At 46.0% G+C, this 20,466-nt stretch carries 15 protein-coding genes; 8 read left to right on the forward strand and 7 right to left on the reverse strand.

The window, feature by feature from the left end; genetic code table 11:
- Nucleotides 1-515 precede the first annotated feature (515 nt).
- The 4 genes from BN6628_RS01375 to BN6628_RS25985 all read right to left on the reverse strand — a co-directional run bounded on the left by BN6628_RS01375 (nt 516) and on the right by BN6628_RS25985 (nt 5,159).
- Nucleotides 516-2,192: an ABC transporter ATP-binding protein gene (locus tag BN6628_RS01375; RefSeq protein ID WP_068613217.1), complete on the reverse strand. Its 1,677-nt coding sequence runs from the start codon at nt 2,190-2,192 to the stop codon at nt 516-518.
- A 63-nt stretch (nt 2,193-2,255) separates the two neighbouring features.
- A complete protein-coding gene (locus BN6628_RS01380) occupies nt 2,256-3,464 on the reverse strand; it encodes a 4Fe-4S cluster-binding domain-containing protein (RefSeq protein WP_068613219.1) in 1,209 nt (402 codons plus the stop codon).
- A gap of 22 nt (nt 3,465-3,486) precedes the next feature.
- Complete coding sequence (locus BN6628_RS01385; RefSeq protein WP_082926740.1) at nt 3,487-4,866, reverse strand: radical SAM protein; 1,380 nt, start codon at nt 4,864-4,866, stop codon at nt 3,487-3,489.
- A 134-nt stretch (nt 4,867-5,000) separates the two neighbouring features.
- Nucleotides 5,001-5,159: a hypothetical protein gene (locus BN6628_RS25985; RefSeq protein ID WP_157692447.1), complete on the reverse strand. Its 159-nt coding sequence runs from the start codon at nt 5,157-5,159 to the stop codon at nt 5,001-5,003.
- A gap of 770 nt (nt 5,160-5,929) precedes the next feature.
- Here BN6628_RS25985 and BN6628_RS01390 point away from each other — a divergent pair.
- The 8 genes from BN6628_RS01390 (at nt 5,930) to BN6628_RS01425 (ending at nt 17,432) form a co-directional block, all read left to right on the forward strand.
- Entirely contained in the window at nt 5,930-7,255 is a 1,326-nt protein-coding gene (locus BN6628_RS01390) for a PQQ-binding-like beta-propeller repeat protein (RefSeq protein ID WP_068613221.1), read from the forward strand.
- A gap of 352 nt (nt 7,256-7,607) precedes the next feature.
- Nucleotides 7,608-8,567 (forward strand): AAA family ATPase, encoded by a 960-nt coding sequence (locus tag BN6628_RS01395; RefSeq protein ID WP_068613223.1) that lies wholly within the window; start codon nt 7,608-7,610, stop codon nt 8,565-8,567.
- A 14-nt stretch (nt 8,568-8,581) separates the two neighbouring features.
- Entirely contained in the window at nt 8,582-9,211 is a 630-nt protein-coding gene (locus tag BN6628_RS01400; RefSeq protein WP_068613224.1) for an RNA ligase family protein, read from the forward strand.
- Nucleotides 9,212-9,498: 287 nt separating this feature from the next.
- The gene (locus tag BN6628_RS01405) at nt 9,499-10,296 is read left to right on the forward strand and encodes a hypothetical protein (RefSeq protein ID WP_068621832.1); all 798 of its coding nucleotides are present in this window, start codon (nt 9,499-9,501) and stop codon (nt 10,294-10,296) included.
- A gap of 75 nt (nt 10,297-10,371) precedes the next feature.
- Nucleotides 10,372-12,630 carry a hypothetical protein gene (locus tag BN6628_RS01410; protein ID WP_068613225.1) on the forward strand — a complete coding sequence of 753 codons (2,259 nt, stop codon included), beginning with the start codon at nt 10,372-10,374 and terminating at the stop codon, nt 12,628-12,630.
- A 299-nt stretch (nt 12,631-12,929) separates the two neighbouring features.
- Nucleotides 12,930-14,312 carry a HEAT repeat domain-containing protein gene (locus BN6628_RS01415; protein WP_068613228.1) on the forward strand — a complete coding sequence of 461 codons (1,383 nt, stop codon included), beginning with the start codon at nt 12,930-12,932 and terminating at the stop codon, nt 14,310-14,312.
- Between the two features lie 22 nt (nt 14,313-14,334).
- Nucleotides 14,335-15,657 (forward strand): DUF1963 domain-containing protein, encoded by a 1,323-nt coding sequence (locus BN6628_RS01420; RefSeq protein WP_068613230.1) that lies wholly within the window; start codon nt 14,335-14,337, stop codon nt 15,655-15,657.
- Between the two features lie 113 nt (nt 15,658-15,770).
- Nucleotides 15,771-17,432 (forward strand): DUF6138 family protein, encoded by a 1,662-nt coding sequence (locus tag BN6628_RS01425; protein WP_068613232.1) that lies wholly within the window; start codon nt 15,771-15,773, stop codon nt 17,430-17,432.
- Between the two features lie 513 nt (nt 17,433-17,945).
- On the opposite strand, the gene BN6628_RS01430 is transcribed toward BN6628_RS01425, so the two are convergent.
- The 3 genes from BN6628_RS01430 to BN6628_RS01440 form a co-directional block, all read right to left on the reverse strand.
- Entirely contained in the window at nt 17,946-19,331 is a 1,386-nt protein-coding gene (locus BN6628_RS01430) for an SMI1/KNR4 family protein (RefSeq protein WP_068613234.1), read from the reverse strand.
- A 22-nt stretch (nt 19,332-19,353) separates the two neighbouring features.
- Complete coding sequence (locus BN6628_RS01435) at nt 19,354-19,860, reverse strand: hypothetical protein (RefSeq protein WP_068613236.1); 507 nt, start codon at nt 19,858-19,860, stop codon at nt 19,354-19,356.
- Nucleotides 19,861-19,960: 100 nt separating this feature from the next.
- Nucleotides 19,961-20,425, reverse strand: a complete 465-nt coding sequence (locus BN6628_RS01440; RefSeq protein WP_068613238.1) for a hypothetical protein — start codon at nt 20,423-20,425, stop codon at nt 19,961-19,963.
- Between the last annotated feature and the right edge of the window lie 41 nt (nt 20,426-20,466).

Here is a 20,466-nt window from a genome sequence, read left to right on the forward strand (position 1 = left end):
CCTTTTTCCTTATTTTATCACTACTAATTGTTATTTGGAAATATGAAAAGTAACTTTTTGCCAACAATTGTCTAAGTCATTAAGTAATTATATTGCAGGAAAAATTTAGGCGATTAAAACTTTGGTATTTATTTGTGCATTGAAAGCAGGCAGTAATTGAATCAACAGCATATTCAAACTGAACTTTTGGATTTGAGTGCTTCTTTTTATTCTATGCAGTTAGTTTTAATATAGTGTCTTTCATTTTTTAAGTTGTTCCAACAGAAAGAACTATAAACATCCTTTACTCAGATATTTTTTCCTTAGAATGAAAATATAAACCTAGAGACGTCTTATAAATCTCTTTTGTTTTTAAAGGAGTACTTTTTTAACATTGATATTATTAGTCTAAATGGTTCTAGTCTCTAAATGTTTGTATCAAGTAATCAATTTAAATGTAGAGGCTTTTAAACCTATTATTTTGTAACGATCCAAAAGCTCACCATCATTCGCATAGTTACCTGCGAAGCATTTCATCAGCTACTTCCCGTGGATAAAGAAGTACTGTATTTCCTTTCAATTAGCACTCCATCCACAATTTCCACTATTCTATCCGCAATGGAGTTATTATTTTCCTCATGAGATATGATAATGCACATTTTATTGTTAAAGATTTTTTTTATAGCTTCTTCCAAAAATGCTTTAGATTCCGTATCCAAATTTGAAGTGGCTTCATCAAAAATCAATATATCCGGATCTTTAGCAAATGCCCTTAATAAAGCGATTTTTTGTTTTTGCCCTCCAGAGAGATTGTTGGCTTTCTCATTTAAAACCATCGAGTAAGGATCTATATCCTTAAACATTTTATCCTGAAAAATATCCAAAAGATTATTAAGATGCTCTACGCTAATATTTGGATTAGCCATTTTTATATTTTCCAAAAGTGTACCAGAGAACAAAATGACATTTTGCGAAACAATTCCTATGCATTTTCTGAGAGATTCTATATTAATATCCTTAAAGTTGATTCCGTTTATTTCTATTATTCCATCATATTCTCTGTACAATCCTAGCAATATCTTAATTATCGTCGATTTACCAGAACCGTTAGCTCCTTGAATTGCTAAAATTTCATTTTTATCTAATGTAAAACTAATCCCTTTCAGAACGTAATCTGTTGCTCCTTCGTATTTGAACGATACTTCTTTAAACTGAATAGATGTTAGCTCTTCAATTTTAATTCCTATCTCTTTCTCTTCAGTGTCCATTTTCAAAATAGAGCTTACTCTGTCGAGTGCTACTAATCCAGGTTGAATTGTCAAGCTAAATCCCGCAATTAACTGTACGGGAGCATAGAGCAGCATTACATATTGAGTTAGAGCTACGTAATCCCCAATAGACAACTGTCTGCGTACTATAAGTATCCCTATGGTTAGAGTAATGATAATTTGAGATATGTTTAGTAGTAAAGATACTCCTTCCGTTCCCATAGCAGCAAATTTACTTTGCTCAGTGATTTTTCGTGCTAATTTATTCACCTGATTTGTCAAGTCTTTAAATGTTCTTTCTTCGTTATTGAGCTGCTTTAGTTCCTGTATACCTTCAATTGATTCTTGCAACTTCCCTTTTGTAGTTGCATTCACTTCATATAATTCTCTAGATTTTGTATAAATCCCTTTGAGTGATGCTGAAGTTAAAAAATAAAATACTGGCAAAAAAGCAAGTGAAATCATCAGTAATATCCAGCTCTTATTGAAAATATAATAAAACGCACCCACTGCAGTTATTAAAGCTGCAAAAAAGTCAAAGATGGCGGAAGAGAATAATACTGACAAAGCATCGACCTCATCAATCCTTGAGAGCAGATAACCTTTGTGGTTATTATCAAAATATCTCATTGGCAAACGAAGCAGATGAGAATACATATCTTTTTTGATAGATGTAGTGAATTTTACAGACAATTGAGCATGTAGGATTTGACCAAAATACTTAATAAAAAACTTAATTATGCTCAGAAACAGTAGGGAAAAAGATATACTAACAATTAGGTAAATGTTGGAGCCTAGAATGCCAGAGTCAAAAAGCAAACTGGTTACATAAGGTGTAAACAGATTAATAATACTGGTTAAAATTGATAATAGTAAAATGCTGACTAACATTAACTTAGAGCCAAATAAGTATTTGAAAATAAAATTCATATAATTAAGTAACATTATTATCAAACTCCAAAAAAAACAATAATTATATTGGTCATCAAAGGAAGAATTTTATCAGCTTCAGTTCGAATGTCCAAGATAGCAAATTTCCTTCTTATATAAATCATTGCTTAGTAACTCCTCTACAGCTCTGCAATCGACACAAGAGAATCGTATTTTACAGGCCTTGCACCTTTCAATTTTTTCAAGTGAAAAACGCCAAAATTCATTTAATATTTCTGGATATTGAAATAAATCTAGAATATGAGACTTTCCCAAATCTAATAATGGATGCTTAATCATTGAAGGGCACGGAATTACCTTTCTATCTGCAGTTATGGCGATTACACCCATCAAGCAAGGATGTAAGTTTTTATTAAGCATAAAGTTATAAGAAAGTTTATCTGAAAATTGTACCCTCGCATAAGTTTGCAGATTACTTTTCTCATCAATTAAAAGACTTGTCGATATGTTACTAAAGTTATAATTCTTGAGTTTTTGAATAACTGACTCCAGCTGTGTTGGAGAATCCATTACAACATTACAAAAATATTCAAGCTTATTTTCAAAGAACACCTGAAAAGTTTCGGGTGACGTTTCTAACATACTGATTTGGTGGTTATTCTCATTGGTGCATCTTAAAACAAACAACGGATTGATTTTAAATTTTATAAAATGGTGGATCATCTTGGTATCAAGTAACCGACCATTAGTTTTTAAAATTATACGCACATTTTCATGTGCATTTTCTCTCGTGTATTGAAGAAGTTCTAATATGGAATCTCCAAAAGTTAATGGGTCTCCACCATGAAAAATTAATGTTTGTACTGACATTTTCAATACATCAGATAGAAGGCTTCTATAAAACTCCATATCTAACTCAGGGCTTGTTACAGTTGGACAACTACAAGTTAGGCAACTAAATAGCTTTAAGCTTCGACAACTTTTACAATTTACCTCACATGAGGAAGGTAACTCAATATAACAGGTATTAAGTTGCATATTACTAACAGGTCTAGCATGTCCAATTCGGGTTACTTCCTCAACATAATAATAGTCTGCCAACTCCGCAAGATTGCTTTCTATTAGCTTATTAAAAAAATCATTTACCACATTCACGTCAAACTCATTCTTTATTTCTTCAATGCACATCCCCTTTTTTACTTTATTGAGAATTTCAGTATGATGAACATCAAGAGAATAATAGTCCTTATTGGCTATATCGTAAATGAAAGAGCCGTTATTCCCCACTACGATTGCACAATTAGACTTTAATATAAGAAATTTCATATTAGTCCCCTTCTATTAAGAGTTAAAAGTTTGGAATTAATTCTTCCGCCAAGATACCCTCTTCCATAAGGCTCCAAATCTCAGCAAACTGTTTTTGAATATGTGTTCTAATTTTTTGACAATTTGGTTCCATATAAGATTTGTCAAATTCTCCGTCTCCGTCCAATACCCCTGCATAGCATATATCACAAAGACTATGAACTGGACAATTAGGACAATCCTTCGTTATATTTCTTTGATAGTCCTCAATCATTCTCATTATTGAAGATATCTTTAACCAATGATCAACATCCCCAATAGACCTAGTTTGGTTCACTCTTTCGCACACATGAAGATTGCCACTTGTATCTACTGCTATTTTCTCTCCTGGTACACACGCTCCGGTATATGGCAGAAAAGCAGGGCGTCTACTTTGAAAGGGTATATTCCTAGAACGATTCAATATGGAGAACATGGGTACACTGAATAATATTTTCAGAAAAGCATCTGCTTCTATGCCATCCGGAGATCTAACTTGATCAATATAAACTGATTTTAGTTTATTAAACGAGTTGATGAACTCCTCCTTTTCTTCTGCTGAATATTGATCATACCAATTTGTAAAAGATGTACCAACTTGCGATATTCTTGCGATTTTTGGTAATATACTTTGATTTTCTTTTAGAAAGTCTCTTAGTTTCATTAAATTTGAACCTGTATCTATAGTTATTAATAATTGACAGTATTCTTTAAAATAATCTGGATACAACTCTCTAATTCTACTTAAGTTCCTCATTACAATATCATAGGTACCTGAACCATCTTTAAATACTCTCATTCTGTCATGTTCATCTCTGTCTCCGTTTAAACTGATCGATAGAGCAAAAGAATGTTTGGCTAAAAAATGTATTTTTTCATCATTAAGTAATATAGCATTAGTTGTAGTAGAAAATTGGACTTTATTATGATATTTTTCTTTTGTGAAACTCACTACCTCTTTGATTAATTCATAATTAAGAAAAGGTTCTCCTCCATAAAATGCAATGAGTGGATTATCGAAAGGATTTTTAAATTTTCTTTGTTTAAAATTTTTTAAATATTTATCAACCGCCTTCTTAGCGGTCTCCACACTCATGAATTCTCTTTTATGGCTTCTTTGGTTTTCGTAGTTTCCTGAATATACGCAGTAGGTACATCTAATATTACAGGCTTGTGTTGTTAAAAGAATTAATTGACTTCCACTATTGTCATCCAGATAATCCTCTAATTCTTTCCTATTAATCGAAGCCTCCTGTAGCTGTGAATTTCCAAAGATGAAATTACTTTTTTCATAGTTTCCTTGGAACTTCACATTGCTTGTATCGTCATCATAATAGTATGAGTTTCCTTTGTTTGTAGTAAAGAAGAACCCTCTGTCACTCATAATAATCCCCCCTTAAGGTACTTTATAAAGAGGGCATATAGAATCAAGCCGACTCAAAAAGATTCGTTTCCTAATTCTATATGCCTCCTACAAAATATAAGTATATTAAATCTCTTAAATTTCCTTATTAATCATTAATTAGCATAGCTATTGTATAAGAAAGAGCCAGTGACAATAGCCAACGCTGCTGGCCCTGTTTCTACTCCAGCTGCACAAGCAACGAAACAGGGTCCAGCACAACTAATAGAACAAGTCCAACCACTTTGCGGTGTAACATTATTCATTTGTTCCATCTTTTTCCACCTCCTTTCTTTTGTTATTTTTCCACTTTCTTACTAATAAATCAATAGTTTGAGAAAAAATTCACATATTTGTCAACGATCACCACAATCAAATTTTATGTATGTTTTTGTCATTTGAATAGTTGTTTCAGTTAGTTGAAACGAACCGCTAGTGTTATAGAGCAATCTGTTGTTACTCCTAGCTATCAAAACCTTTAGAAGTATTACTTAAGGATGTAGGTGACGTGGGTTCGGCTGGTCAACCAAGAATACATAAGCATTCGTGAAGTGGTGAAGGATTTGGATATTCCATACAAACCTCAAATATATGACATTAAAGCAATTGGATACATACAGTTTTTATAAGACCTAAATTGAAGATATTTGTTTGATTTGCAGGGGATACGCTCCACTGGAAAAACCTCATTGGCGAGGAAGGTATGCCGAGAACAACAACTCCACGTTTGTATCCATCCTCGGTCTGGAAGGCGCGACCAAAGAGATGTGGGAACACTACTGTCTTGCTATGGAAGCGCTGAGGGGAATACCACGCAATATTGCTTTTCTGAAGCATTTATTGAAATATATGATTCACCGGGATCGTTAACTTCGTATAGGACTTTATACTTACCTGTAAATGGGAAAATATTCTCCCAGAGAGCTCACTAGCCTTCCATTACTCCCCTTTTTTCTGCATATTTTGTACCTTTCTCTTCCTGGCTTTTCCAGTGTATCATGAAGAGATATGTAGAATGTGGCGATATATAAGGAGAATCATATATATGGATTGGTTGAATAAGGGAATTGCAGAACGCTGGCGGGCTGAAGGGATTAGATACGCATCTGATATTAATGAATACGTGCGCGTCGGCAATGAAACAGGATGGCCGGAGAATTTGAAGCCGCCGGAGGAGGATCAGCGCAGAAGCATTGCGGGGGACATCTTGCAGATGATTCGCGAAGCTAACCGATGTGGGGAAACGAAGAAGCTGCGTGAGGAAATTCCGCCGGCTTCTTGGCCGATTACCTCCGAATTTCCCGATAAGCTGCAGCCAGTGAAACCGCTGGCATTCTTACAGGATGGCAGCTTACTGGTGCACGCCGGTTCCGGGAGTCCAGGGGGAACGCTCTACAGGGCTCACGCGGGGGACCTGACCGAAATTACCGGAGCGAATTATGCCGGCAGCTCGCGGGACGGCGCGTATGTGGCACTTGTGAATGAACAAGGCATTCGTGTGGTGAAAGGTATGACTGGCGATACGGAAGGGGAGCAGGTCGCTGTTTTTCGCTGGAAGGATGTTCAGGGCAGGCTTAAAGCGGCTCTCCCGGATTTGGAATCTCTGGCCGATGGGGAGCATCCAGAAAGGCACATGGATGAGGTGATTCCTGTTGACGGGGGCAGAAGGGTGATGCTCGTATGCGGATACGGGATTTATCTGCTAGGCGGCGGTGAGGGTGAGGTAGAGGTTGAACTGCTCCATCCTGAGCTTGCCGACTTGAGAGAGTACGAGAGCGAGGATACGATCGTGGATATGGCACACGGTGACATATCCCCCGATGGCCGATGGCTGGCCTACGGCTCGCAGAGCAGTGAACATCAATTGAAGGACCTGCAGAGCGGAGCGGTATATGCTTACGAGCCAGCCTCAAGCTATCCGCACTTTGCCCGTTTCTCGGAGGACAGCCGTGAGGTGTGGTTCAATGCGTGCCACTTTTACAACGGGGCGACCTTTAAAGTGCCTTTGGCGGAGGCCGCACAAAAGAGAGAGTGGGGCAGCCCGGAAGAGTGGCTGCTGACCAACGAGGAAATGCGTGTTTATGCGGGAGTATCTCTGCAGGAAGGTTATATTCTTGGTGACGCTTACGGTTATCTTAGGTTCATTGACAGGAAGGGTCAGGAGATCTGGCGTTATTTTGTAGGCAGTACGATCTCGGGCATGACATTAACGGTGGATGAAAAGGTGCTTGCCGTCGGCACGTACGGGGGCATGCTGCATTTACTGGATTTGAAGTGCGGCCAGAAGAGCGAGTACAGCATTGGAACGGCGGCCATTCTGGAAACGGACCGCTGGATGCTGTGGCAGAATCAGGAGCCTCTAAGCTGGTAGCGGAGGATGTCTTCGGCCTTCCAAGCTCCCCCAAAACAATAAATAGTACACTTAAGCTGGAGACAGCTTGGGAAAGACACGTAAATTTGGCGAAATCAAGCAAACTAAGCCTTATACTCTAAAGAATCGGCGATTTAATGTGTTTAATCCATTAGTCCGCCGATTTTTGTTTAGGCCGGGGCTCTCTATATAAATTGAACTTTAGAATTTACTGATCCGAGCGGAGAGGGCGAGTGATTCTGTAACAGGGGTCATAAGAACACTTGGCATTGCAGCGCCTGAGAAGTGTAACCTTCGTAAGTTCATATTATATCGTTATATTATCTGTAGAACCTGAAAGGAGGTGATGAAGATGAGTGCCATTCATATGCTGGCCGGTATCCCGGGCAGCGGCAAGAGCCATTATGCGAAGGAAATTTGTAAACGTGAACGAGCGGTTCTCGTTGCGACGGATGCCATACGGGAGAGGCTGTTCGGAAGTGAAACCCGGCAGAAGAACACGTACCGGATCTTTGAGGAAGCTTTTGCTGAGATTGAGCGGGCCTTGGCTTCCGGAAGAAACGTGGTCTTTGACGCCACGAACGTTGCGCGGGACCGGCGGATTCAATTTCTGAAGCGGTTTAGGGATGTGTCCGTGGAGTGCCATGCCTGTATAACTCCCTATGAAATTGCCAGAGAGCGGGTACAGGCAAGAAAACGGAAGATTGAAGACAAGGTGCTGGAGAAGTACACCAAGAACTTCGAGTTTCCGGTGCTTGCTGAAGGCTTTGACAGTCTCCATATCGTGCATACGCCAGCGAACACCGGAATGGAGCGGGCTGAACTTGAGCAGCTTCTTGCACAGAGGCCGGGTCATGATCAGCTATTTGGTTATCTGAAGAGGTCTCCCTATTTCAATGTGATGCTGGGCTACGACCAGGAGAATCCATATCATTCCAAAACCTTGTCTGAGCATACACATGCCGTATTAGATTATATCAATGCCCTTTATGAAGGAGAGCATCTGCTTGAGATGCAGCTGGCGGCCCTGTTTCATGATGCCGGCAAGCCATTCTGCAAGGTCTGGAAGCCAAATCGGGGATATTATTCATATTTCGGACATGAGCATGTTTCCGCCGGAATAGCCTGCCACGTGCTGAAGGGGCTGGGGTACGGCGACGATTTTATTTTACATGTGGTGAACATGGTGAGCTTCCACATGGAGATCCTGCATGGAGGAGACGCCGGAGCATCCAAGATCTATCATTTGCTCGGCGATCAACTGTTGGCAGAGCTGTATTTCTTCGCGGAAGCGGACACGTACGCCAAATAGAGGTGATTTAAGTTATGAAAGTTAAATATCCAAAGACGATGCATCTTCCTTGGTCCAGAAGTTATACGGACGATGACCGGATACTTCGGGATACGGACCATTTTGCCGGGAAAGAGATTGTCATTACCGAGAAAATGGACGGGGAAAATACAACGATGTATCAAGACTTCATTCACGCGAGGTCGCTCGACAGTAAGGACCACTCTTCCCGTCATTATGTGAAGACGCTGCATGGAGGGATCCGGTATATGATTCCGGAAGGGTATCGGCTGTGTGGGGAAAATGTGTACGCCAAGCATTCACTACACTACACGTCTCTGCCTGGTTATTACATGCTTTTCTCGGTATGGGATGACCGAAATATTTGCCTCTCCTGGGATGAGACCACGGCGTGGGCGGAGAAGCTGGGGATTCCGCATGTTCCTATTCTATACCGCGGGATATGGAGCGAGGAAGCCGCTAAGGCATGTTATACGAAGCAGTCCAAGTGTGGTGGTGAGCAAGAGGGGTATGTGGTCCGGCTGGCCTCCGAATTTCCTTATGAGGATTTCAAACGCTCGGTTGCCAAGTTTGTCCGGAAGAACCATGTGCAGACCGATGAGCACTGGCTTAGCAAGCCGATCGAGCCTAACGGGTTAGCTTAAGCACATTTAGCGGAAAGGCATGTGGGTGAAAGAATATAACATAAAGATAAGGAGAGGGTTATCATGTAATTCGTATGCGGTTTGCAGCAAAGTTGGGTCACATATTGTAGTGATTTAGAAATTCAAATTTGATAGTTTTCTAGTTGTATAGATTTCCCATACATAGAGTTAATTATGATTTGGTACATAGGGTATGCGATTTTTGCGAGATATGAGGATTTAGGGTTGATCTCAGGTTTTAAGTAGATTAAGGATCAGAAATGAACAGGAGGCAGATGACGATGATGATGGACCCCAAGGCTAAGAAAATATTGATGAACACCCATTGGAGCTCCGGCCGCTGGCGGGAGGGGAGCTTCATTTGCTCGGACGAGGATTTCCAATATGCCAAAAGCAAGGGAGTCATGTTCGACCCGGTGACGATATCGCATGACGAATGCGTTCAGAGGCTGAGCGAGCTGCACGAGCGGAGTATCACAAAAGACAAGGTGGTACGCGCATTCCTGCACAGCTTGTCAACACGTAAGGTCTATTGGCGGAGTGCCTTGTCCAGCTACGCGCTGACGCATCATTTACCCATACATAGTTATGTACAACAGCCGGTCGCTGGGCTGAGTTATACGATTTGCGGTGATTGCACCGCCAGACAACTGATGGCAAAAGAACAATATATCGATGAAGACTTAAACGTGCTTAATTTTGAACGGGTGAAATGGGGAGGCGTGCGTTTAAATTGGCTGATTTATTGCTTGATGGATCTTGAGTTTCTCGCCAGGGAAGAGGATTTCGAGATAAGCCGGGAGGACACGGAGATCTTGAAGAGGATGCTTGAGGCCGTAGAAGCCTGCGGCGATAAAGACGCAGCTAGGCAGCTCGAGAAACGATGGAAGGATGTGTTCGCCTCCAACCAATATGAGCGGGATTTCGTGATGGAAATTTGGGGATATGCCGGACTTCTGCAATCTCAGGACGATTACCGCAAAGAGCGCGGGCGGGGGACAGATTTTAGGTCAATGGCCACCTGGCGGGGCGAGGATGGACTGTGCAGGGAACAAGTGGAGTTCTATTTTGGGGACTATTTATGATGATCTGTGCAGGCGGCATGATCTGAGCTAAAGCTGGGAAGGCAAGCTCTGCAGGTATGGAAGGGGGGAAGACAGATGAAAACACGTGCGATATCACTCATAAACCTGGTGTTCTTTGTTCCGGCTATCCTGCTTAGCTGGTTTGTATGGAATGATTACAGCCGCTACATGACGAATATCAATGACCACCTGGCGTCCATGAAAGGGATCTATTTCCTGGATGAGGGGAGAAAGGTGGTAGGGATTTCCGATCAGAAAGATGGAGCCTATTATAGGGCGCATCTGTTCGACGCAAGCACCGGGACATTGTTAAAAGAGACTACAATACGCTCCAGTTTTTACGGGGAGCTTGGTGCTGTATCTTATCAGCAGGGAGGTGTCATCGTACCAACCTATGACAACAGCTTGGGGCTTCAGCTCAATTATTTCCGCCCGTCGGGTGAGGTGGATGAGCTAGCCCAGGGTACGCTTCATATTCCGTCTTCGATGAGCTCGGGTGTGTATTCATGGCGTGGAAGATTGATTATTACCGGTGAGACCATCGGCTCGGCTCTGTACATGGCCCAAGTGAAAGGGGGGGAGGTTGGAAAGCTTCTTCTAAGTTCCCCGGGTCATCTCCCGGCGAGACCTGTCCGGGTGACGGATGTACACGGCAGCTTTACGAACGATAAGGCGCTCCCGATTTTTGAGGTGAGCCTGAAAGATGATAGAGTTGCTTTTGTCAGCGGAATTCTGGATAAGAACAACAAGCCTTCCGTGCTGATAAAGAATAAGGATGAGAACACCTTTGATGCGGAGGATCGGGCCGCAGCCCAATTTGCCAAGCATTTTGGCTTTGACAATGCCAAGCTGATTCGAACGGATGGCGATTACCCTGGAAAAGCCAGGTTCTATAACGCCAATGAGAAGAGATGGGGAGCCGCGGTGCCTACGCCTAAGCCGGTGTACCAATCCCGGGTTTTCCTGCTGAACGACCAGGAGGTGCTGATTGCCGGATCGACAGCGGAAGATGAATTGAAGGGCACTGTCCTTGGTTATGTGTTCAATCAGAAAACCGGTAAATTTACAGATGTCACCGGGTTCCTGAGCAAGTTTTCGTATGAGGCTCTGAAGAATGATAACATGACTTTTCATAAAGAATTGGATAAGGAGAACCTTTACTTCGTGAATGAAGATCAAGGGGCCGGTTCTTACCAAATGAAGAACCATGACATCAAGATCGTGACGAACAAGCAGGTCGGACTTTGGATGGCTGGGGAAGGCGGAGACCGAATTTCCTGGAGGAGCTTCTGGAACTATGTGAAGCAGGGCGGCGCACTGATCATCAACTGGGTGGTATGGCTGGTCATCCCATTGTTTATGTTCGTCGGGCTAGGTATGATTCCGCGCCTGTTGATGAGAGCAAGAGCCCGAAAAATCGCGGAAGGGCAACAGATTCCGGGGACGATCGTCCGGATGGAGGAGACCGGCCTCCAAGTGAACAACCAGCCGCAGGTAAGGTTTACCGTCCAGTTTGAGGACGACGGACAGATGAAAGAGGTTGAGATCAAGAAGGTGATCTCCTTCTTAAGTGACATCAAGGTTGGGGACCCGGTGATAATCAGCTACAACAAGAGCAAGAACAGAGCTGTATTCGTTACGCAGGAGGATATCCGGGAACCACAGAAGCTGGAAGTGATCAGAAATGCTGAGCTGCGGCGTATCGAACCTTGCGGCAAGGTGAAACGCAGTCAAGTGCTCCAGCTTCATTTTACGGCGAACGGCCGGGACTATACGGTACCGGTCGTGCAGCCTCCCGGTTTTGAATACCGTGTAGGAGAGCGGGCCAACCTTGCGCTGATTCAAGGGACGGCGAGAATTCACAGCTATGGGAACGGTGACGGCCTGGCAGGCTCGGAGCAGATCTCGATGCAGGGAGAAGTGCTCAGGGTGGAGGAATACCCGGTCTCGATTGCAGGACGGCAGCTTATGATTCTAGAGATCATGATGACCGAAGGGCCGCAGCGAATCCGCAAGGTCAACAGCCTCTTCGTGCCGAAAGGTCTTCCTGTGCAAGCCGGTGTGGTCATTCCGGTCGTGATGAGACGAGATGACTATGCGAGGGAAGCCCGTCTGCATAAAGGCAAGCAGGGGGCCGCAAAAGTGACTTCGGTACGATTCACTGGAACAATTGGCGAACGGCCGCTAGCTGAGATCACAGTGGAAAGAAACGGAACGACTTACCACATCAGCCAGACGATTGAACCGGTATACGGGGTGGAGACTGGCGATGAGTTGTGGATCGCTTACGATGAGAATACGCGGGAAGCAGTGATTGTAAATTATGCTTCATAGTAAATCGCCTTCTGTGCACTTGTCTAACCGATTTTCAAGCGTGCGCTTCTAATCGGTTCGCAAGTGTGCATGGAGGGGCGAAAGCTTCGATCCCGAGTGATTCTGAAGAAGCGGAGCGTCCGCCTTTGTCTCCGAAATACCCTACTTTGATATCTATTTCAAGGATTTCGGGGACAACAGTGGTCGTAAGAACACTCGGCATCGCAGCGCCCAAAAGGGTAACTTTCATAAGTTCATTTTATATACATAAAAATATTTGGACGCTAAATTCGGGAACGCGAGCAGGGGGAAAAGAATGTATGTATGAGGAACAGCTAAACCGGATTCGCCGGAAGCTCGAGCTGGCGGCTGAGGCCGACCCGGATTATCAAGTATTCGGGGCAAGATCACACCGCTACAAGATGAAGCAACCGCTTCAGCCAGCTGAGCTGCAGCAGTTCGAGCAGACACATGGGGTTGTTCTGCCTGAAGATTATGCGGCTTTTCTAACCGGGATTGGAAACGGTGGGGCCGGGCCGTATTATGGCATCCATCCGCTCGGCAAGAAGCAGTCTATGGAGCTTGACGGGCTTGCACAACCTTCTCACCTGCACCCCAAGGTGGGACCGAGCGGGGCTGGAGGCCACTCAGAGCTTCACGAGACCAATCTCGACTCCTTGAGTGACGAGGAATACGATCAATACGAAGCCCGCATGTTCCAAGGCTTGCTAAATATCGGTGAGCAGGGCTGCACCTACGAGACGATGCTGGTTGTTACGGGGGAACACCGGGGGAAGGTGGTTTATTTGGATCTGGACAGCTACCGGTCCTTTTTTACCTATGAACAGAACTTCCTGGATTGGTATGAACGGTGGCTCGATGAGACGATTGCCAGCTATGACAGCTCCTGGTTCGGCTTACGCCGGGGAGGCGACGAACGAGAATTAGAGAGCCTGTATTCATCCACGGCGGATAAACATGTTAGGATCGAGGCGCTGCAGGGCATGCTCAAACTGCCGGAGATTACCGATGAGATGGCCGCATTTTTGAAAGAACAGTGTCGTGAAGAATCTGGCGAAGTAAGCCAGTGGGCGCTGCAGGTTCTGGCCAAGATGAGGTTCGATCAGGCCGAGCCGCTGCTTCGGCAGAAGCTGAACGGAAAAGACAACGATGCCCGTCTGTTCGCCCTTCAGCTCATTAGATGGTACATGCCGCAGGGAGATCAGCGTTTTGCTGAGGAGATCGTTCTCTTGCTTCCGCTCGAAACGAATATAGAAGCATTCCGCTTTATGACTTATATATTGGATGATGCCGGAGTGGATCTGCTTCAGCTTATGCTGCCATTGTTCAACCATCCCCTTGCAGAGTTTCGCTTACAGGCTATCTATCAGGCTGGAAAATCAACAAGCAAAGAGGATGCGCTTCCCTATTTCACCAAGGCTCTGGAAGACCCGGATATCGGGGTGAAGCGTATCGCCATACAGGCTTTATCGAATGTGCCGGAACCGGCACTGCTTGAGGTGTATGAGCGGCTGCTGCTGCAGCACAAGACGGGTGATGATTATATCCGCTCTAATATAAGCCGGAGGCTGCAAGAGTTTGCTTTTGCTTCAATGGACGAAGTGGAGCGGGCGGTGCCTGCATCCTTGTCCCAGGTGAGAGGCATGTTCAGAGCCAGCCTGGAGCCTTATCGCAGGAAGTAGAAATAACGGAGGTGGCACGACGATGACAGAACGGATTCCTTGCGAAACGGCAGGCTGCAAGTCAACCATCCTGCCCGCCACCGCCGCCAAAACAGGCGGCTACTGCATGCCCTGCCATCAGGAGCAGGAGCGTCAGAAGAGACAGGCTTATATTGAACAGCATCGCAGAACGGTGAACTTATATGAGGGCCTCACCGACCCGGTGGAAATCTTAAAAATCATGCATGCCAAGGCGTCGTATGACCCGCTGGTTCAATATGTTCCATATCCGCTGAGCAGGGAGCAGCTGTACCTGGATCTAACGGCCGAACAGGCGGTGAAAATGCAGGAGTATGCCGTGAAGCATTTGACTGAAGGAGGCAAGGACACCGCCGAGAATATATTGTTATCGCTGGTTTGCTACCGGAATGATAACATTGCTGGGGTCCTGCCGGACCTTATGGAACATGGGATATATTATCCCGTTATATTGTACAAGGACGCACCTTCGGGAATGCGGGACCGCCTGCTTAGACAAGTGGATTGGGATGAAGAGAACCGCAATGATATCCTGCTGATCCTAGGCTGGATCGGGGATCCGCGGGTGGTCGAGGCGTTTCGGAAATGGCGGAGAAGTCCGCCGGAGTGGACGAAGCAGCTGTATGCTGCTCCTGAGAGTTACGCTCTATACGGGGGTTGGGAACTTACCCCGGACGGAGAGCGGCGCGATTTGGTTCACAACCTGAACTATGCGATAGAAATCACGAAAGAGCTGAAGGACACTAATGCTGAGGGAGTGGGAGCAGGATCAGGATCAGGATCAGGGGATCAGTTCCTGACCCCTAGTGCCTCTGCTTGTCCATGGTGTGGTGGGAAGCTGACCCTCCTGATGGACGTAGATACTTCCCACCCGTCCTTGGCGTATCTCAGCCTTCCGCAGGATCGCCTGCGGGTTCAGACCTGTGTGCGCTGCGGGTGCTTCGGCACCGTGTATATGGAGTTGGATAGCCTTGGCGCACCGATATGGAGCCGGTATAACCAGAAGCCGGATTATTTGCCGGCCTTTGACCTGGCAGCGGACAGCAGCGAGGGGATCGGTGAGGTGAGGGGGACTTTGGCTCTGTCGCCAGCGCCGCGCTCGCCGTACTATGCTGCAGAGTGGGCTCTATCCCAGCACGACTCCCAAATTGGGGGCCACCCGGGCTGGGTTCAGGATGCAGAGTACCCGAAATGTCCCTGCTGCGCCAAGCATATGCGCTTCATTGCCCAGGTTGACTGGGCCGACTTCGGCGATGGGGAGGGCATTTTCTATATGTTCCTGTGTATTGAGGATATGCTGACTGCAACGGTGTATCAACAAAGCTAGCTTCCCCCGAAAATTTAATTATAACGGTGAGTTTGGGCAGCAGCTTAAGAAATACTTCGTGTGAAACTGGATGTGATTTTCGAATGAACATTTCTGATTAGGAGGGGTTGCTGTTGAGTCAGGCTGTGGAAGCTTTTCTAGATGAGGTATGGGATGAAATCAAGTCGATTTACGCCAGGGAACATCAAAGAGGTGAAGTCAAGAACCGGAGCAGACTTCAGGCCGGAATGAAGGATTATCTGCGGGTAGCCTGGAGAAAAGGCAAGTTCAATTGGGCGCAAGGGAAAATCCACATTGACATTTATGAACCATTCTCCTGGAGCGACAGCTCCTATCAGATCGAGGCGGGTTCTTACATTGTCGAATTGACCGATGAACAGCTCACGGAAGAGTTCTTCCCGGCACTATGCGGGCGTATGGATGAGTTGTTCCATTCGGAGGAATACGGCCCCCAATTTTTCGATTACCGGTTTAACATCGTGTTTGAATTCGAACGGGAACAGTCTGTGCTCACACTTCACCGCCAATTGGTAAATGAGTCCAAACTGGCTGAGCTTCGAAAGGCACTGGACCAATTTATAAAGTCGAAGATATGGTCTGAACTGCCCGTCCTGCCGGGTGACCATGATTTGTTCTTCTTCGCCAATCTTTTGGTTAATCCGGACCTGATGAAGCAGGAGGAGCAGGAGATTGACCCGTTGATCCGCCAGCTGGCGGACAAGCTGCGTAAATTCCCTAAACGCAGGGATGAGTGGGTCCGGCAATATACTTCGGCATTTAAACACTGGGCGCAGGAGCATTTCCTGCCGCAGTATTTTGAACCTACCGGAAGTTATGGACAGGAGTGGGTGATTAAGGCGGGGACGGATCTCGCTGCTGTAGATCCAGGGGAACTGGATTTCTTCCTGTATGTGGCTCTGCAGGTCGGCTCCTCCGACCCGGATACCCGGCAGAAATACCTGGAGCTTGCGATTCAATTGGGCTCTGACCAAGCTCAGGCTTATCTGAACACGGGCAGCGGGAAATTCGTCAGCACTTACCGCGGGGAGCGGATGGAAGGCAAGAACAATGATGTGACGAAGATGATTGAAATACGCATCCTGTCCGAAGAGGAGCAGGCTTACGATGAGGCGCTGAATTATATCATCGGCTTGCTGCAGCAGGGGTTCCCCAAAGGCTATCAATTGAAGCTGAAGAGCAGCCAGAAGCATTTCTTGCCTGTCAAAAAGCTGGCGAAGTCCAAGATGCACCAGTTTTTTGCCAATGCACTGAGCTATCCTGATCTGTACCCTAAGCTTGCCGAATATGCGGATGCCGTTATGGAGGAGTTTGCGTGGTATGAAGACGTGGAGCCGAGCGAGAAATCAGTCATGCCAGGCACTTATGCCGTTATGGGCCTTGGCTTGTACAGTGAATCTTATTTCCCGTTGGTCTGCCGTTATATGGATTTGGTCGATACCGAGCATCAAATGGTGCAAGACGGTTATGCAGAGGCGTTTATTGAGGCACATGGCGTTAAAGCGGAGCATATGCCTGTGATTGTGTCGATCTTACTTGGCGGCAATGAGGAAGGAAGGCACGTCAAGAACATCACTATCGACCGTCCGGAGCTTGCGGAGGCGCTGATCCAAGCGCTGAAGGGCAAGAAGGACCATGAGATAGAACTGGTGCTCTGCCGGATCTTTGGAAACCCGAAGAAGCTGGCCGGAGCGGTCCGGGCAGCCCAGCCGCCGCTCAGGGAGGGGCTGGAGCAGCTGCTTGCGATTTGGGGATAGGTTATAGGAAGCCGAAAGCGATAAGGCTGAAACAACGGAATACTGTAGCAGAGACTCCATAGACAATTACCTCCCATTGAATTATCATTCTAAAAAAGTAAGTTATACCAGTTCCTGTAAAATAGGAGAGGGATTTCTTGAAAAGAATGATAAAAAAAATAGGATTCACCTTAATCGTAATAATTTTATTGTTAATCGGCCTATTCTATTTTCTGACTTTTATAGCATCGGTTATTTTAGCCCTTTACGATTGGAAACATAATTACTAATTACTAATTACTAACTTGTATGGAAGTCATCTAGTTATCATGAAGAAGATAGTGATACCATTCTAGATAGCTTGATAAAGCAAGGGATCCCCCTAGTTTTAAGAGCTCAAACCTCTTTGGCAAAAGAAAAAAGAAGCCCTACCTCAAAAGATAGGATTTCCTGGCAATCTAAAGCCCGCGTATCACGTGGGCTTCCTTTGTATCCGGCTCCCTCCGAAGAATATCGAAGGGCGCCTGAACGAAGTCAGGCCTTCTCCAACTGCTGGATCAACTCGGTCACGGCCTGATCCGTGAAGCGGAGCCGCCCATGATCCTGTACGATGCGTCCTTCGCTTTTACGCTGATCCAGCCAGTCGGTTATCCACGCGGGTGCATAGCCGCCTTGGCCGAATTCACCGCCAAAGGCAATCATGTCCTTATACACATCTAGGTATTGCTGGCGTCCGGTATCCGGGTAGGACTTTGTATAAAGCCAGAACTGCACATCATACATTAGATAGGACAGCGGATCGGCATGGAAAGAGAAGTGGCCTTTCTCTTCGACGATCTGGGTACAGATGTGGCGGATCTTTTGCGGGAGCTGATCCACTTCCGTGACCCGGGCGCACAGTTCCTCCAGTAAGGGGGAGAACTTACCGTGCGCTACCCTGTGAAGATCCGCTTCTTTATCTTCTTCGGAGGTATCGAATTCTTCCTCGTTGACCAGGCCTCTGATAAAAGCCTCAAAGTTGTCGGCCAGGAAGGTGATCTCATAGTCGCTCTCCTGGTCCACATGGATCACTTCGGGTTCTCCGTCTGGACCACAGGCCCGGTAGTCCAGCATGACCACATCATGGCCAGCCGATGGGCAATCGCAGATGACGACCCCAATATCGGGATAGCCCCAATCTTCAATCATAAACCGGCTGCCGGTGTCCCCGCAGAGGGAGTAGCTTTTCTCCCGGCCAATGCCCATGATGCTCGTTATAGCGATATGATCCTCGGCCCAGGAGGTCGCTTCTTCGGTTGGGAAGCAGGTGTTCTTCGGAACTCCGCCGTTCTGCTGCTTCATCAAGGCGATATAGGATGCCGGGAGTTTATAGCCTAGTTCTTCTTCTATTGAGGCGATCAACTCATCCGTTGGTGGATCGCTAACATATTCCTTCCTGGCATAATCGCTGTCTTCCCAGAAGTCGCTCAGGGACATGCCTGAGAAAGGAACCTTGTCTTCGTCGGCGACCTGATTCGTGAGCGCAGCTGCCCGTCTGGCGGCTATTCGCTGCTCATGCTTCCGCTGCTTCTCTGCTTTCCGCAGACTGGACTGCAGCAGCCATTGGGTATCCGGATCGCCGGGTTCGAGCTTGTCCGAGGTGGCAAAGGCTTTCGCTGCCTCTTCATACCTGCCCAAATAATAAAGGGCATAGCCTACCCGGTAGTGCCACAGCGGGTCCTGCTGTCCGGCTTCAGCTATTTTTGCAAATTGTTCAAGAGCTTCCTCATAGAGACCCAGATTGTTATAAGCCCTTGCCAACCGGCTGATGGCTTCATAATTCCGTTCTTCCTCAGGAACGGCAAGAACGGTGTCAACGATCCGCTGATGTTCATCTGCTTCATGCCATTCCGTTAATTGATCGAGCCATGTTTGGTCCATTGGTAAGCCTCCGAATATAGATTTATTTGTTATGTTTACTTACATGATCCAGGAGCACCCACTGATTCAGTTCGTCATAGCCCTTCACGGTTGCAGTGAGCTTATATCCAGGATACATCCGTTCCCGGGGAGTGACTTGGTCCAGGGCAGCGGTGTCCGCCAAGCCTACAGCCTGATCTTGAAACAGACTTACCAACGTGCCTTGTGGAAAAAAAGCTTCGATCTCCCCCTCCACCTCCATGCCAATGGACAGGGCCAGCTTAACTTCGTTCCATTCCTTCAAGGTGGTTTCGAGGGAACGGGCCCACAGCTCTTCAAAAAGGCTCTTAGGGATCGGCTCGTAGTAGGGATCGGTGACATCGATGGGATGTTCGGCCAACATGAAATGAAACTGCTCGTGTTTCCGGTTGGAGACGACTTGGCTCCCATCCTCTTCCATGACCATTTGTCTAAAGGCGATTCCGTCTGGATCAACCTCGAAATAATAGGTTCCCATTCCGGGCTCGAGGCAGGCGCTGAAATACAACATAGATGCTCCCTCTCTTTTTTTAGATAGAATATAGCTGCTTCTGTCTTGATTCATATGTCTGCCTTGCCGTCTACATCACGGGCCTTAATCATAAATCTGTTCATGGCACCAGCATCAGCCAAGCGGCGGCGCCGCCTGCGGCAGTGAGGATAGCGCCAGCTGCAATCCCCCATATATGCCGCCTATCGAGACCCAGCTTCCCGATGATGCCGGACAGCACCCATTTGAATGTGATTAGACTGTAAACGCCGTGCAGGAATCCCAATGTGAGGAGCTTCTTGGCTTGACCCAGCTGCACATTGGCCGGGGCTGAGCGGGAGAATGCCAAGGTTCCTCCGGTGTGCGCACACCAGTAGGTGATAATCATGTACGTAATGATGGCTAGCAGTGTGAACAAGATAGGGAGGGATTGTCTGATGATATCCCAGGTTCTGCTTCTTCCGGTCTGCTTGAATTCAGGCAGCCCAATCAGGAAGAACACAATTCCCATAAGTAGAATGGCGCCTGAGGCAGCACATAATGCGGCATTCACGATGGCACCGGTCATCAAAATAATAAATAACATGTAGGTCCTCTCATACTATGGCGAGGTTTCGAGTCTATTAG

Origin of the sequence: Paenibacillus tuaregi, assembly GCF_900086655.1 — a bacterium.
Classification (GTDB): Bacteria; Bacillota; Bacilli; order Paenibacillales; family Paenibacillaceae; genus Fontibacillus; species Fontibacillus tuaregi.